Annotated in this window: 10 protein-coding genes; 7 read left to right on the top strand and 3 right to left on the bottom strand. The window is 69.9% G+C overall.

Annotation, left to right across the window (positions count from 1 at the left end; translation table 11 throughout):
* A partial coding sequence (locus AB0399_RS33265; RefSeq protein ID WP_366413836.1) for a Scr1 family TA system antitoxin-like transcriptional regulator occupies window positions 1-198 on the top strand: 198 nt, incomplete at its 5' end.
* An 80-nt stretch (window positions 199-278) separates the two neighbouring features.
* On the opposite strand, the gene AB0399_RS33260 is transcribed toward AB0399_RS33265, so the two are convergent.
* Window positions 279-2,609 carry a discoidin domain-containing protein gene (locus AB0399_RS33260; RefSeq protein ID WP_329370152.1) on the bottom strand — a complete coding sequence of 777 codons (2,331 nt, stop codon included), beginning with the start codon at window positions 2,607-2,609 and terminating at the stop codon, window positions 279-281.
* A gap of 170 nt (window positions 2,610-2,779) precedes the next feature.
* Here AB0399_RS33260 and AB0399_RS33255 point away from each other — a divergent pair, with 170 nt between their 5' ends.
* From AB0399_RS33255 to AB0399_RS33235, 5 genes are all read left to right on the top strand, one after another.
* On the top strand, window positions 2,780-3,805 hold the full coding sequence (locus AB0399_RS33255) for a LacI family DNA-binding transcriptional regulator (RefSeq protein WP_329370150.1): 1,026 nt from the start codon (window positions 2,780-2,782) through the stop codon (window positions 3,803-3,805).
* A gap of 418 nt (window positions 3,806-4,223) precedes the next feature.
* A complete protein-coding gene (locus AB0399_RS33250) occupies window positions 4,224-5,624 on the top strand; it encodes an extracellular solute-binding protein (protein WP_329370148.1) in 1,401 nt (466 codons plus the stop codon).
* Between the two features lie 90 nt (window positions 5,625-5,714).
* Window positions 5,715-6,677 carry a sugar ABC transporter permease gene (locus AB0399_RS33245; protein ID WP_329370146.1) on the top strand — a complete coding sequence of 321 codons (963 nt, stop codon included), beginning with the start codon at window positions 5,715-5,717 and terminating at the stop codon, window positions 6,675-6,677.
* 6 nt (window positions 6,678-6,683) lie between these two features.
* Window positions 6,684-7,577 carry a carbohydrate ABC transporter permease gene (locus AB0399_RS33240; RefSeq protein WP_328463280.1) on the top strand — a complete coding sequence of 298 codons (894 nt, stop codon included), beginning with the start codon at window positions 6,684-6,686 and terminating at the stop codon, window positions 7,575-7,577.
* Between the two features lie 156 nt (window positions 7,578-7,733).
* Complete coding sequence (locus AB0399_RS33235; protein WP_329370143.1) at window positions 7,734-9,395, top strand: glycoside hydrolase family 13 protein; 1,662 nt, start codon at window positions 7,734-7,736, stop codon at window positions 9,393-9,395.
* A gap of 282 nt (window positions 9,396-9,677) precedes the next feature.
* Here AB0399_RS33235 and AB0399_RS33230 read toward each other — a convergent pair whose 3' ends face one another.
* Window positions 9,678-10,502, bottom strand: a complete 825-nt coding sequence (locus AB0399_RS33230; protein ID WP_366413835.1) for a phosphotransferase — start codon at window positions 10,500-10,502, stop codon at window positions 9,678-9,680.
* 106 nt (window positions 10,503-10,608) lie between these two features.
* On the opposite strand from AB0399_RS33230, the gene AB0399_RS33225 reads away from it, so the two are divergent.
* The gene (locus AB0399_RS33225) at window positions 10,609-12,363 is read left to right on the top strand and encodes an NAD+ synthase (RefSeq protein ID WP_366413834.1); all 1,755 of its coding nucleotides are present in this window, start codon (window positions 10,609-10,611) and stop codon (window positions 12,361-12,363) included.
* A 103-nt stretch (window positions 12,364-12,466) separates the two neighbouring features.
* On the opposite strand, the gene AB0399_RS33220 is transcribed toward AB0399_RS33225, so the two are convergent.
* Window positions 12,467-13,513: an endonuclease/exonuclease/phosphatase family protein gene (locus AB0399_RS33220; protein WP_329370139.1), complete on the bottom strand. Its 1,047-nt coding sequence runs from the start codon at window positions 13,511-13,513 to the stop codon at window positions 12,467-12,469.
* Window positions 13,514-13,569 lie beyond the last annotated feature (56 nt).

Here is a 13,569-nt window from a genome sequence, read left to right as displayed (position 1 = left end):
CTGGAACTCATCTTCTTCCAGGACGGCCACACCGTCGCCTACACCCAAAGCAGTTGGAGCGGCCACCTCGTCGAAGAACCCGAAGACGTCGAACCGCTGCGACTCGCCTACGACCTGCTGCGGGACAGCGCCCTCACGCCGGCGGACTCGCTGACCTTCCTCCGCACCGTGCTGGCCGAGCACGCGCCGCACAGGTGAAGGGCGCCCCCGTCCCCGGCTGGAGTTCCGGGAACAGGGGCACCCTGGGTCGCGCACGTGCCGTAGGGCCGTAGGGCGAACTACGAGGCGTAGGCCTCCAGTTCGGAGAGCTGGGCGGCGGGCCAGCCCGTGTTGGCCGTGAAGGTGAGCTTCAGGTAGCGGGTGGAGGCCGAACCGAGGGAGACCGTCGCGGTGTTGCCGGAGGACGGGTCGAAGGTGTAGCCGGCCGAGGACTTGAGCGAGGTGAAGGTGGAGCCGTCGGTGGAGCCGAGGACGGAGAGGGTCTCGGTCCGGGTGGCCCACGCGGTGGCCGGCGGCAGCTTCAGGACGAGGCGGCCGACGGTCTGGGTGGAGCCGAGGTCGACGGTGAGGGACTGCGGGAAGGCGTTGTCCGTGCTCTCCCAGTAGGAGTTGGCGTCGCCGTCGACCGCGTTGGACGCGACGTAGACATCGTCGTGGCCGGTGTCGGTGACCGGGCGGCCCTGCGCCAGGTTGCCGTTGGGCGGGGGCGTCGTGCCGCCGGTGGTCCCACCGTCGGTCGAACCGGAAGTCGTGCCGGAGGACGTACCCGAAGAGGTACCCGAGGACGTACCCGACGACGTGCCGCCGCTGCTGTCACCGGCACCCGGCTGCGGCCAGGTCGAGCAGTCGCCCCACGTGCCGGTCCACCCGCTGTTGCCCGTGCCCTGGTTGATGGTGAAGGGCGCGAGGCCCACCGGGTAGGAGCAGTTGTAGACGCCGGTGGCGCCGGTGCCGGTGGCCGTGACGTTGCTGAACGTCGCGGAGCCGGGCGTCTCGGCCTGCACCACCACGGTGCCGGTGTTGGTCGCGGTCGCGCCGCTGACCGTCACCCCGCTGACGTCGTAGCCGTGGCCGCCGCCCGAGACGAACTCGAAGTCGCTGTAGGGGCTGTCGATGAAGGTGGTGTCACTGATCTGGACGTCCACCGTGGTGATCGCCGAGTCGTACGAGTCGACCCGCAACGCCCCCATCGGGTGGCTCCAGTTGGGGTTCATCGCGCCGGTGCGGATGAGGGTGTTCCCGGAGACCGTGACCTTGCCCGAGAGCGGGTTGAACGGCTGCAGGAACGCCTGGTTGGAGATGGCCATGCCGCTGCCGAGCGCGTTGGTGTCGGCGATCACGTTGTTCGACGCGGTGTTGTTCGAACCGCCGTAGATCGCGATGCCGTTGGCCAGGTTCGGCTGCACGATGGTGTTGCCGGTGAAGGTGTTGCCGGTGTCCGGCGAGCCCAGCGACCACATGGCGAGCGAGTCGTCACCCTGGTTGCGCAGGAAGTTGTTCTTGACGGTGACGCCCTGCGCGCTGCCGTCGAGGTTGAGGCCGTCGGCGGTGGTGCCGATGATCCGGTTGTTCTCGACGGTGAGGTTGTCGTTGTTGCCCGTCAGCCACAGGCCGCACTTCTCGCGCTGAATCCACATCCCGGAGACCACGGAGTTCGGGCCGAGGCTGCCGGTGACGAAACTGTCGGGCGAGCTGTCGTTGCGGGTGCTGACCGCGCCGATGACCGCGAAGTCGTAGAGCTTGGTGTTGCCGGTCGCGCTGGTCTGGTCGATGAAGTGCGAACTGTGCACCACCGAGTACCAGTTGCCCGCCCCGCGCACGGTGACGTCGTCGATCGGGAGCTGCGAGGTGATCGTGTAGACGCCGGACGGTATCCACACCTCCTTGCCCGCGGCCTTGGCGTCGGTGATCGCCTGGCGGAACGCCTGGGTCGAGTCGCCGCTGCCGCTGGGGTCGGCGCCGTCGTCGACCACCGAGACCGAGTTCGCGGGCTGCGCGGCGGCCGCCGCGACCTGCTCGAAGTCGGCCACGTCGATGGTGGCGGTGCCGGTGTCGCCCGAGTCGAGCTGGAGCTTGACCTTGTCGCCGGAACCGAGGTTCTGGCCCAGTTGTATACGGGAGTCGTCGAAGAAGTGGTGGGTCTTCGAGCCGGCGATGTTGCCGGTGTCCACGTAGCTGTACTGCGAGGTGACAGCGAGTTTCTGGCTGAGCTTGGTGCCGTTGACGTAGACCGACAGCGTGCCGGAGGCGCCCTGCGGCAGGTTGTAGGCGACGTCGACGGCGTTCGCCGCCTTGGTGAGGGTGAACTCGACGTACTGGCCCTGGTTGATGGTGACCGCCTGGCGGCCGGACGCCTCGGAGGCGACGGTGCCCTGGGTGTAGTCGGGCCCGATCACCTTCCCGTTGGTGTTTGCCGCTTCGGCCTCGTACTCCGTGAACGGCACCGACGCGCCGCCGCTGACGTCGAACGGCGAGACCGCCGACGCCTTGGCGGAGTTGGCCGCGCTGGCGGCCGGGGCGGTGAGGGTCAGGGCGATCAGGCCGCCCGCGGCCACTGCCGCCGCGGTGGCCGAGGCCAGCACAAGCGAGGAGCGACGTCTGGTGTCCATGGGGTGGGGGGGTTCCCTTCTGACGGGAGTCGCTGATGTGACGCACACCCTAGGGATGACGAACACGACACAGCAAGATGTCGATCGGATTTCGCAAAAATTGGATGGCTTGCAGAGATCTCGCAAATAGGCCGCAAGAATCTTGCGGTACCTGTACTAGAATCGACGCCATGACACGACGACTTGCCGAGGTGGCAAAGAAGGTCGGGGTGAGTGAGGCCACCGTCAGCCGCGTGCTGAACGGAAAGCCGGGCGTCTCCGATGCGACCCGGGCTGCGGTCCTCACCGCCCTTGACGTGCTCGGATACGAACGGCCCACCCAGCTGCGCGGGGAACGCGCCCGGCTGGTCGGCATGGTCATGCCCGAGCTGCAGAACCCCATCTTCCCCGCTTTCGCGGAGGTCGTCGGCGGTGCGCTGGCCCAACAGGGGTTCACTCCCGTGCTGTGCACGCAGACCGCCGGCGGCGTATCGGAAGCCGACTACGTGGAGTTGCTGCTCCAGCAGCACGTCTCCGGTGTGGTCTTCTTCGGCGGGCTCTACGCCCAGGCCGAGTCACCGCACGACCACTATGCCCGCCTGGCCGAGCGCAACCTGCCCACGGTGCTGATGAACGCGGCCATCGACCATCTCGACTTCCCCCGGGTCTCGTGCGACGACGCGGTGGCGGTCGAGCAGGCGATGAACCACCTCATCTCCCTTGGCCACCAACGGATCGCGCTGGTGCTCGGCCCGCCGGACCACGTGCCCTCGCGCCGCAAACTGGCCGCCGCCCGCCGGGTCGACCCCTCGGTCACCGTCGAGCACGCGCTGTTCACGCTGGAGGGCGGGCAGGCCGCGTCGAGCCGGCTGCTGGCCCGCGGCATCACGGCGTTCATCTGCGCCTCCGACCTGCTGGCGCTCGGCACGATCAGGGCCGCCCGCCGGCGCCGGCTGTCGGTGCCCGAGGACATCTCGGTGATCGGCTACGACGACTCCTCGCTGATGAACTGCACCGAGCCGCCGCTGACCACGGTCCGGCAGCCGATCGAGGCGATGGGGCGGGCCGCGGTGGACCTGCTCGCAGGCGAGATCAGCGGCGCCTCGGTCGACCACGACGAGCTGTTCTTCGAGCCGGAGTTGGTGGTCCGCGGGTCCACCGGACCGGTCCGCGACGCGGCCCGCATCCCCCACCCCGAGGCTCGCGCCAACGCGTGAACGGCGCCCGGCACGCCCGGGTGACCCCAGGGGCGCGAGGAACTGCGCGAGGAACCGGCCACCGGCCGGTGGTCCGGAAACTCATCGTTGCGGCTGGGCCTGCGAACCCGGCGTGCCACGGCGACGGGCTGGTCGCGCGGTGCCCCGCGCCCCTCATTCGTGACCGGCACCCGTCAAGCGCCCCTGACCAGCGGTCATGGGCCGCCGACCCCCGACGACACCGCACACCTTCCCGTCGTAACCAAGTCGTGTCTTTGCGAAATTCACGCGACATCTTGCGGACATCTATCGGGTTAAGTACGTTGAGCCAACCCGGGACGGCGGCGCACTCTCGCGCCGGACAGCATGTGCCTCACGTGCCACGGGGGTCCCAGATCGCAGTCCAACGACGCGCAGTGGTTCAGGGGAAGGGTAGAAAATGAGCAGAATCGGCTACCGCAGACTGGTGGCAGTCGCGCTGGTCGCGGGGATCGGGTTGACCGGTGCCGCGTGTTCCAGCAGCAAGAAGGACGACTCCGGGAGCAAGCCCAGCAGCGCCAGCGCCGGAACCCCCTTGGACAAGAAGACCAAGGTGACCATCAGCGTCGACTGCGAGCCGCCGACCACGAAGAAGGCCGAGCGCAAGGAGTGGATCGAGGACGTCGCCGCGTTCAACAAGATCTACCCGAACGTCACGGTCAAGAGCAAAGACGCGTTCCCGTGCGAGGACCCGGCCAAGTTCACCGCGCAACTGCAGGCCGGCAGCCAGACGGACACGTTCTACTCGTACTACACCGACCTTGAGCAGGTGCTGGACGCCGGCCAGGCCGCCGACATCTCGGACTACGTCAACGCCAAGACGATCCCGAACCTGGCGGGCATCGACCCGAGCGTGCTCAACGTCCTCAAGGACGGCGGCAAGCTCTACGGTCTGCCCACCTCGAACTACAAGATGGGCCTGATCTACAACCGGAAGATCTTCCAGGAGGCCGGGCTCGACCCGAACAACCCGCCGACCACCTGGGACCAGGTCCGGCAGGACGCCAAGGTGATCAGCGACAAGCTGGGCAGCAAGGGCATCACCGGCTACATGGACAACTCGGCGGGCAACCAGGGCGGCTGGCACCTGGTCTCCGAGATGAACGGCATGGGCGTCCGCGCGGTCAGCGAGGACGGCAGCAAGGCCACCTTCAACGAGGCCGGCACCAAGCAGGTCCTGCAGACCCTGCACGACATGCGCTGGACCGACAAGTCCATGCCCGCCACCCCCGGCCTGGTCTGGGGTGACGTCCAGAAGGCGATGGGCACCGGCAAGATCGGCATGTACGTCGGCGCGCCCGACGACGTCACCCTTGAGGTGCAGCAGTACCACGCCGACTACAAGGACCTGGGCATGGCCCCGATCCCCGGCGGCAAGATCGCGCTCATGGGCGGCAACGACTACATGTTCAAGAAGTCGGACAGCCCGGACCAGATCAAGGCCGGCATCGCCTGGATCAACTACAAGTACCTGACCCTCGGCAAGGGCCAGTTCAACTACGTGCGCACCAAGGCGGACGGCCTGCCGGTCGGCCTGCCCGAGCCCTTCTTCTTCACCGGTTCGGCGAAGGACCAGGACAACCAGCTCAAGGCCGCCAGCGCGACCATCCCGGTGGACAACTTCAAGACCTACACCGGCGTGGACACCCCGGTGCTCGCCGAGCCGCCGAACGCGCAGAAGGTCTACACCGTCCTCGACACCGTGATGTCCGGCGTGCTGACCAACAAGAACGCGGACATCGACAAGCTGCTGAACACCGCGACCGACCAGGTGAACCAGCTCCTGGCCGCCAGTAGCTGACCGCACAGCCCCGCGGGGGCCGGTCCGGCGACCGGTCCCCGCTTCGCGGGCACCTGACATCACCGCACCACTTTCAGCCGAGGAGCCCTCATGGCGGCGACGACCGTCCCCGAGAAAACGACCAAGCGCCACGCCGGGCGCCCGGCCGGCCCAGGCCGACGTGCCGAGAGAAGCGGGCTGCGCCGCAAGGTGGCGGAGAACCTCCAGGCCTACGGCTTCCTCGTCGGCGCGGTCATCTGCTTCCTGGCCTTCTCGTGGTACCCGATGGTCCGCGAGTTCATCATGAGCTTCCAGGACAAGAAGCGGGGCGTGACGTCCTGGGTCGGGATGAAGAACCTCGACCGCGTCTACCACGACCCGTTCTTCTGGACCGCGTGGAAGAACACCGCCGAGTACACCGGCTACGCGCTGGTCATCGGGTTCGCGCTGCCCTTCTTCGTGGCGATCATCCTCAACGAGCTGCGGCACGCGCAGGCCTACCTGCGCATCCTCGTCTACCTGCCGGTGATGCTCCCGCCGGTGGCCGGCGGCCTGCTCTTCAAGTACTTCTACGACCCGGACTACGGTCTCTTCGACCACATCCTCAAGACGCTCCACCTACCGACGTCGCAATGGCTCGACTCGTCCCATACCGCGATGATCTCGGTGGTGATCGCGGCCACCTGGATGAGCATGGGCAGCGCCACCCTGATCTACCTGGCCGCGCTGCAGAACATACCCGGCGAGCTCTACGAGGCCGCCGACCTGGACGGCGCCGGGCTGTGGAGCAAGATCTGGCACGTCACGATCCCGCAGACCCGCATGGTGCTGTCGCTGATGCTGCTGTTGCAGATCGTGGCGACCATGCAGGAGTTCACCAACGTCTTCGTGCTGGCGGGCGGCAACGGCCCGGAGAACTCGACCATGACGGTCGTCTACATGATCTACCAGTACGGATTCCGCTACAACAACCTCGGAAGCGCCGCGGCGCTGGGCCTCTTCCTGCTGCTGGTGCTGATCGTCTTCTCGGGCGTCTACACGCGGCTGAGCCGGACCAGCGAGCAGGACGGATAACGGACCATGGCAGCCATCTCCTCGCAAGCGAACCGCACCCTGATCTCGTCGGCCGCGCTCAGCCGCCGCAAGGGCAGGATCACCTACCGGATCGTGCTGACCGTGGTGCTGATCGTCTTCACCCTGGTCTTCCTCGGCCCGCTGTACTGGATGGTCACCGGCGGCTTCAAGTCCGCCAGTGAGGTCGTCGCGAACCCGCCGACGTACTTCCCCAAGCACCCCAAGCCCGGCACCTACCACACCGCGTGGACCCAGCTGAAGCTCGCCAAGCTGCTCTTCAACACGCTGTACTACGCGTTCGGCGCGCTCCTCTTCCAGCTGGTCTTCGACGTCGCCGCCGCGTACGCGGTCTCCAAGCTGCGGCCGGTGTTCGGCAACATCATCCTGGCCGGCATGCTGGCCACGCTGATGATCCCGTCCGCGGTGCTGATCGTCCCGCAGTACGTCACGGTGCTCGACCTGCCGCTGCTGCACTTCAACCTGATCGGCACCCCGTGGGCGATCTGGCTGCCGACAGTGGCCAACGGCTTCAACATCTTCCTGCTGAAGCGTTTCTTCGACTCGATCCCGAACGACCTGATGCACGCCGCCTCGATCGACGGCGCCGGCCCGCTGCGCACGCTGTGGTCGATCATCCTGCCGATGTCCCGACCGATCCTCGGCGTGGTGTCGATCTTCGCGGTGGTCAACGTCTGGAAGGACTTCCTCTGGCCGATGCTGGTGGAGCCCGACCCGAACAAGCAGCCGATCAACCTCGGTATCAACTCGCTCTCGCAGGGCGTCCCGGAGAACGTCATCATCGCCGCGCTGGCCATCTCCGCGGTGCCGACCCTGCTGATCTTCCTGCTCTTCCAGCGCAACATCATGTCCGGTCTGACCGCGGGCAGCCTCAAGGGCTGACGCCCCGACCGCTCCTCCGGCCTTGCGACCGCACAACCCACGCACCCGCAAGCCCCATCCGCACCACCCAGCAGCACTCCGCCGCCGGTCCTCATGCCAGCATCCCCGCCATCAGGGGCCGGCGGCGGGGTCCCACCTGCCCGAAAGGACGTTGACGTGGCAGACACCCCTCAGCCCGAGGCCGACGAGAACTGGTGGCGCGGCGCGGTCATCTACCAGGTCTACCCGCGAAGCTTCGCTGACAGCAACGGAGACGGGACCGGTGATCTCGCCGGCGTGCGCTCCCGGCTGCCGTACCTGGCCGAGCTGGGCGTCAACGCCTTGTGGTTCAGCCCGTGGTATCCGTCGCCGATGGCCGACGGCGGCTACGACGTCGCCGACTACCGGGACGTCGAGCCGGTCTTCGGCTCGCTCGCCGAGGCCGAGAAGCTGATCTCCGAAGCCGTCGCGCTGGGCATCAGGACCATCATCGACATCGTGCCGAACCACATCTCCGCGGTGCACCCCTGGTTCAAGGAGGCCCTGGCGGCCGGCCCGGGCTCGCCCGCGCGCGAGCGGTTCTGGTTCCGGCCCGGCCGCGGCGAGCACGGCGAACTGCCGCCGAACAACTGGCCGTCGCAGTTCGGCGGCCCGGCCTGGACCCGCACCACCAACCCCGACGGCACGCCCGGCGACTGGTTCCTGAACCTCTTCGACTCCGAGCAGCCGGACCTGAACTGGAACCACCCGGAGGTCCTGGCCGAGCACGAGGACATCCTGCGGTTCTGGTTCGACCGCGGCGCCGGCGGCGTCCGCATCGACTCCGCGGCCATGGTCTCCAAGGACCCGGACCTGCCCGACCTGCCGGACCCGTCCGCCGGCGCCGACGCGGTGCTGCCCGCGCACCCGTACGTCGACCGCGACGACCTGCACGACATCTACCGCGACTGGCGGCGGATCGCCGACTCCTACCCCGGCACCCGCATCCTGGTCGGCGAGGTGTGGCTGCCGGACGCCGAGCGGTTCGCCCGCTACCTGCGGCCGGACGAGATGCACACCGCGTTCAACTTCGACTTCCTGGCCTGCCCGTGGGAGCCGGCCCGGCTGCGCACCTCGATCGAGACCACGCTGGCCGCGCACGCGCCGGTGAGCGCGCCCGCCACCTGGGTGCTGTGCAACCACGACGTGACCCGCACGGTGACCCGCTACGGCCGGCAGGACACCGGGTTCGACTTCGCCACCAAGGCGTTCGGGGTGCCGACCGACCTGGAGCTGGGCACCCGCCGGGCCCGGGCGGCGGCGCTGCTGACGCTGGCGCTGCCCGGCTCGGTCTACCTCTACCAGGGCGAGGAGCTGGGGCTGCCGGAGGTCGAGGACATCCCGACCGGCAAGTTGCAGGACCCGATGTACCTGCGCTCCGAGGGCACCAACCCGGGCCGCGACGGCTGCCGCGTGCCGCTGCCGTGGTCCGGTGACGTCCCGCCGTTCGGCTTCAGCCCGGCCGGCTCGGCCGAGTCGTGGCTGCCGCAGCCGGCGGAGTGGGCCGCGCGCACCGCCGAGATCCAGTCCGCCGACCCGGCGTCCATGCTCTCGCTCTACCGCGCCGCGATACGGCTGCGGAAGGACGAGCCCGAGCTGGGCGGCGACGGCCCGTTCGAGTGGCTCGACAGCGATGTCGAGGTGCTCGCCTTCCGCCGCTCGGACCGGTTCGTCTGCATGGTGAACCTCGGCGAGGCCGCGGTGGAACTGCCCGCGCACGAGGAGCTGTTGCTCACGTCGGGGCCGCTGACGGAGAGTGGCCGGGTGCCGCAGGACACGGCGGTGTGGCTGCGCGTCTGACCGGACCACCTCCGGGGCGGGGGCGCCGCGCCAGGGCGCCCCTGCCACCCGGAACCCGTTCCCCCGTTGACCGGAAACGGTTACGGTGTTCCTGTGCGCGGTCGCCGGCGGCGGGCTTGGGCCCGTCGTCCGCGGGAGCGCGCGACAGCACGTGTGGGGCCGGCTCACCTTGTCAGGGCCGGCCCCATACGTATGCCCGGACCCGGGTCTACACGACCGGGTCGGCACGTACACCCGGGTCGGCACGTACGCCAGGCCCGGCACGTACGCCCGGGCCCCGGCTCAGCCGAGCAGCCGTCGCAGCCGGCCGGCCTGGCGCTCCTGGGTGCCGGGAGGGTTGCGTGGGCGCTCGGGGTCGTCGAAGCAGACCAGGAAGAGCCAGACCAGCGCCAGCAGCCTGCGGTACTGCCCGAGCCGGACGCGTTCGGCGGCGCCGAGGTCGAACCGGCCCAGGAACGCCTCCACGTCGAGCGGGTGCTCGACCCAGGAGCCCGCGTGCTCGGTGATCTCCGCCAGTTCGAAGGGGCGCTCGCTGCGGCCGGAGTCCTCGAAGTCGACCACCCGCACCCGGGCGCCGTCCCACAGGTAGTTGGCGAGGTTGCCGTCGCCGGGACCGAAGACCGCGGGAACGTCCGGTGCGTCGGCGGGGGCGCGCTCCAGGCCCGACCCGGCCAGCCATGCCAGGCCGCGGTCCATCGCGGCGCCCACCTCGGCGCCGACCCGCGGCCGGACGTCCGGCGTCCAGGCGTGGATCTGGGCGACCAGCCGCTCCGGCCGGTTCGGGCGGGGCGGGACCGTACGCAGCACCTCGGCGGGTACCGCCGCGTACAGCTCGCCCACGGTCGCGGCCAGTGCCGCGAGCCGCCGGGCGTCCAGCGGCCGGCCCCGCAGCGGCTCGCCGGGCAGCCGCGACATCACCACGACCGGCTGCTCGGCGGTCAGGTCCGAGCCGCGCGGCGCGGGGGCGAGGCCGGGCGCGTGGGCGTCGAGCAGGGTCAGCGCCCGCCACTCCCGCCCGCACTCGTCGTGGCGTCCGCGCAGGAACGTCTTCACCACCCGGTCGGACCGCAGGTCGAGGGCGTGGGTGCTCCACGGAACGGCGCTCATGGCACCGATCCTCCCCCGCCCGGCCGCTCGGGCGCCGCGTTTTCCGGGTTCGGTGTGGGAAGGGCGACAGCGACATCGCGTCGGGGTGACGATTAGACTGGGAGGCGTGCCTCAACTACGCCTCGCACTGAATCAGATCGACTCCCGCGTCGGCGACATCGCCGGGAACCGCGCGGAGGTGCTGCGCCGTACCCGCTACGCGGCCGAGCAGGGTGCCCACCTGGTCGCGTTCCCCGAGATGATGCTGACCGGCTACCCCGTCGAGGACCTCGCCCTGCGCGCGTCGTTCGTCGAGGCCAGCCGGGCCGCGCTGGAGGACCTGGCGCGCGACCTGGCCGCGGAGGGGCTGGGCGGGCTGCCGGTGGTGGTCGGCTACCTCGGCCGCAGCGAGAACGCCCAGCCGAAGTACGGCCAGCCCGCCGGCGCGCCGCAGAACTGCGCGGCGGTGCTGCACGGCGGCAAGGTCGCGCTGCGCTTCGCCAAGCACCACCTGCCGAACTACGGGGTCTTCGACGAGTTCCGCTACTTCGTGCCGGGCGACACGATGCCGGTGATCCGGGTCGGCGGCGTCGATGTGGCGCTGGCGATCTGCGAGGACCTGTGGCAGGACGGCGGCCGGGTACCGGGCGCCCGGGAGGCCGGCGCGGGCCTGCTGCTGTCGGTCAACGCCTCGCCGTACGAACGCGACAAGGACGACACCCGGCTGGACCTGGTCCGCAAGCGCGCCCGGGAGGCCGGCTGCACGCTGGCCTACCTGGCGATGGTCGGCGGGCAGGACGAGCTGGTCTTCGACGGCGACTCGATCGTGGTCGGGGCGGACGGCGAGGTGATCGCCCGGGCGCCGCAGTTCGCCGAGGAGTGCGTGCTGCTCGACCTGGAACTGCCCGCGGCGGCCGCCGAGGTGCCCGCGGGACGGGTCGCGGACGGCCTGGAGCTGCGCCACGTGACGCTCTCCGCCGAGCCGGTCCCCGCGTACCGGCCGGAGTTCACCGGCGTCGAGACCGAACGGCTGGGCGACGAGGCGGAGATCTACGGCGCGCTGGTCACCGGCCTGCGCGCGTACGCCGAGAAGAACGGCTTCCACTCGGTGCTGATCGGGCTGTCCGGCGGTATCGACTCCGCGCTGGTCGCGGCCCTGGCGTGCGACGCGGTCGGCGCGGAGAACGTGTACGGGGTGTCGATGCCGTCGGCGTACTCCTCGGACCACTCCAAGGGCGACGCGGCCGAGCTGGCCCGCCGCACCGGGCTCAACTTCCGTACGGTGTCGATCGCCCCGATGTTCGACGCCTACATGGAGTCCCTGAAGCTGACCGGGCTCGCCGAGGAGAACCTCCAGTCGCGGCTGCGGGGGGTGACGCTGATGGCCATCTCCAACCAGGAGGGCCAGATCGTGCTCGCCCCGGGCAACAAGAGCGAGCTGGCGGTCGGTTACTCCACGCTCTACGGCGACTCGGTGGGGGCGTACGGCCCGATCAAGGACGTCTACAAGACCACCGTCTTCCGCCTGGCCCGCTGGCGCAACGCGGACGCGGAGGCGCGCGGTGAGACGCCGCCGATTCCGGAGAACTCGATCGTCAAGCCGCCGAGCGCGGAGCTGCGGCCCGGCCAGGTCGACACGGACTCCCTGCCGGACTACGACGTGCTGGACCGCGTGCTGGAGCTGTACGTCGACCGGGACCAGGGCCGCGACGAGATCGTCGCGGCCGGGTACGACGAGGAGTTGGTCACGCGCGTGCTCAAGCTCACGGACACCGCGGAGTACAAGCGGCGGCAGTACCCGCCGGGTACCAAGATCTCGGCGAAGGGTTTCGGCAAGGACCGCCGCCTGCCCATCACCAACCGCTGGCGCGAAGGGGGTTGAGCGGACCCGCCCGGCTGCCCCGTCCCCGCCGTACCGGAGGGACCTCGCGGTCCGCGGCGGCTTGTCGGGCAGCCGGCGGACAGGGGCACCCCGGAGGGGCCCGTCAGGGCAGTTCGAGCCTCGCTGCCACCGGGAGGTGGTCGCTGCCGGTTCTGGGGAGGGTCCAGGAGGACACCGGCTCGATTCCCCTGACCATGATCTGGTCGATCCGCGCCATCGGGAAGGACGCCGGCCAGCTGAAGCCCATGCCGTTGCCGGCCGCGCCCTGGGTGGAGCGCATCTGGGAGGTGACGGAGGCGAGCGCGCGGTCGTTCATCGTGCCGTTGAGATCGCCGAGGAGCACCACGTGCGGCAGTTGCTCCGCGGCGATCGCCTTGCCGAGCGCGTCGGCGGCCCGGTCGCGCTGCCCGGCGGTGAAGCCCGCGTCGAACTTCACCCGCACCGACGGCATGTGCGCCACGTACACCGCGACCTTCCCGTGCGGGGTGTCGGCGGTGGCGCGCATGGCCCGGGTCCAGCCCAGCCGTATGTCGACCGGGCGGACCGAGCTGAGCGGGTACTTGCTCCACAGCCCGACGGTGCCCTGCACGGAGTGGTACGGATACGCGGCGGCGAGGTCGCGGCTGTAGCGGGACACCTCGTTGGAGGCCAGCTCCTCCAGGGCGACCAGGTCGGCGTGGGCGGCGATCACGTCCTTGGCGGTGCCGTCGGGGTCGGGGTTCTCGGCGTTGACGTTGTGCGTGAGCACGGTCAGGTCGCCGCCGGACCCGGACTTGTCGGTCATCAGCCCGCCGAAGAGGTTGAACCACACCACGGCCGGCAGCACCACCGCGATCAGCGCGGTGACCGAGCGGCGCAGCACCGCCACCACCAGCAGCACCGGCACGATCAGCCCGAGCCAGGGCAGGAACGTCTCCAGCAGGCTGCCGAGGTTGCCGACCCGGTTCGGCACCCGCGCGTGGAAGACCAGCAGGCCGGTCAGCACCACGGCGACCACCGCCGTCGCGATCCCGCGCCGCCACATCCCGTCCGGCCGCCACCATCGCAGGAAGCGGGCGCGCAGCCGGTCTCGGGCTCCGGACGCGGCTCCCGACCCTGCCGGGTCGCCGCCGTCCGTGCTCGCGTCCGTGCTGTTCTGCGCCTGCGTCATAGAAGTCCTTGCCTGCCGCTTGCGGGTGCTTCAGAACCCTAGGGCCTGTCGTCGGA

The organism is Streptomyces sp. NPDC088194 (genome assembly GCF_040702025.1).
GTDB lineage: Bacteria > Actinomycetota > Actinomycetes > Streptomycetales > Streptomycetaceae > Actinacidiphila.
Note: the sequence above shows the minus strand (reverse complement) of the source record. Positions and strands in the feature narration are given on the sequence as shown.

Excerpts from the sequence above, each read along its gene's own strand:
- AB0399_RS33260 (WP_329370152.1), bottom strand. The coding sequence starts at position 2,609 with ATGGACACCAGACGTCGCTCCTCGCTTGTGCTGGCCTCGGCCACCGCG.
- AB0399_RS33255 (WP_329370150.1), top strand. The coding sequence starts at position 2,780 with ATGACACGACGACTTGCCGAGGTGGCAAAGAAGGTCGGGGTGAGTGAG.
- AB0399_RS33250 (WP_329370148.1), top strand. The coding sequence starts at position 4,224 with ATGAGCAGAATCGGCTACCGCAGACTGGTGGCAGTCGCGCTGGTCGCG.
- AB0399_RS33245 (WP_329370146.1), top strand. The coding sequence starts at position 5,715 with ATGGCGGCGACGACCGTCCCCGAGAAAACGACCAAGCGCCACGCCGGG.
- AB0399_RS33240 (WP_328463280.1), top strand. The coding sequence starts at position 6,684 with ATGGCAGCCATCTCCTCGCAAGCGAACCGCACCCTGATCTCGTCGGCC.
- AB0399_RS33230 (WP_366413835.1), bottom strand. The coding sequence starts at position 10,502 with ATGAGCGCCGTTCCGTGGAGCACCCACGCCCTCGACCTGCGGTCCGAC.
- AB0399_RS33220 (WP_329370139.1), bottom strand. The coding sequence starts at position 13,513 with ATGACGCAGGCGCAGAACAGCACGGACGCGAGCACGGACGGCGGCGAC.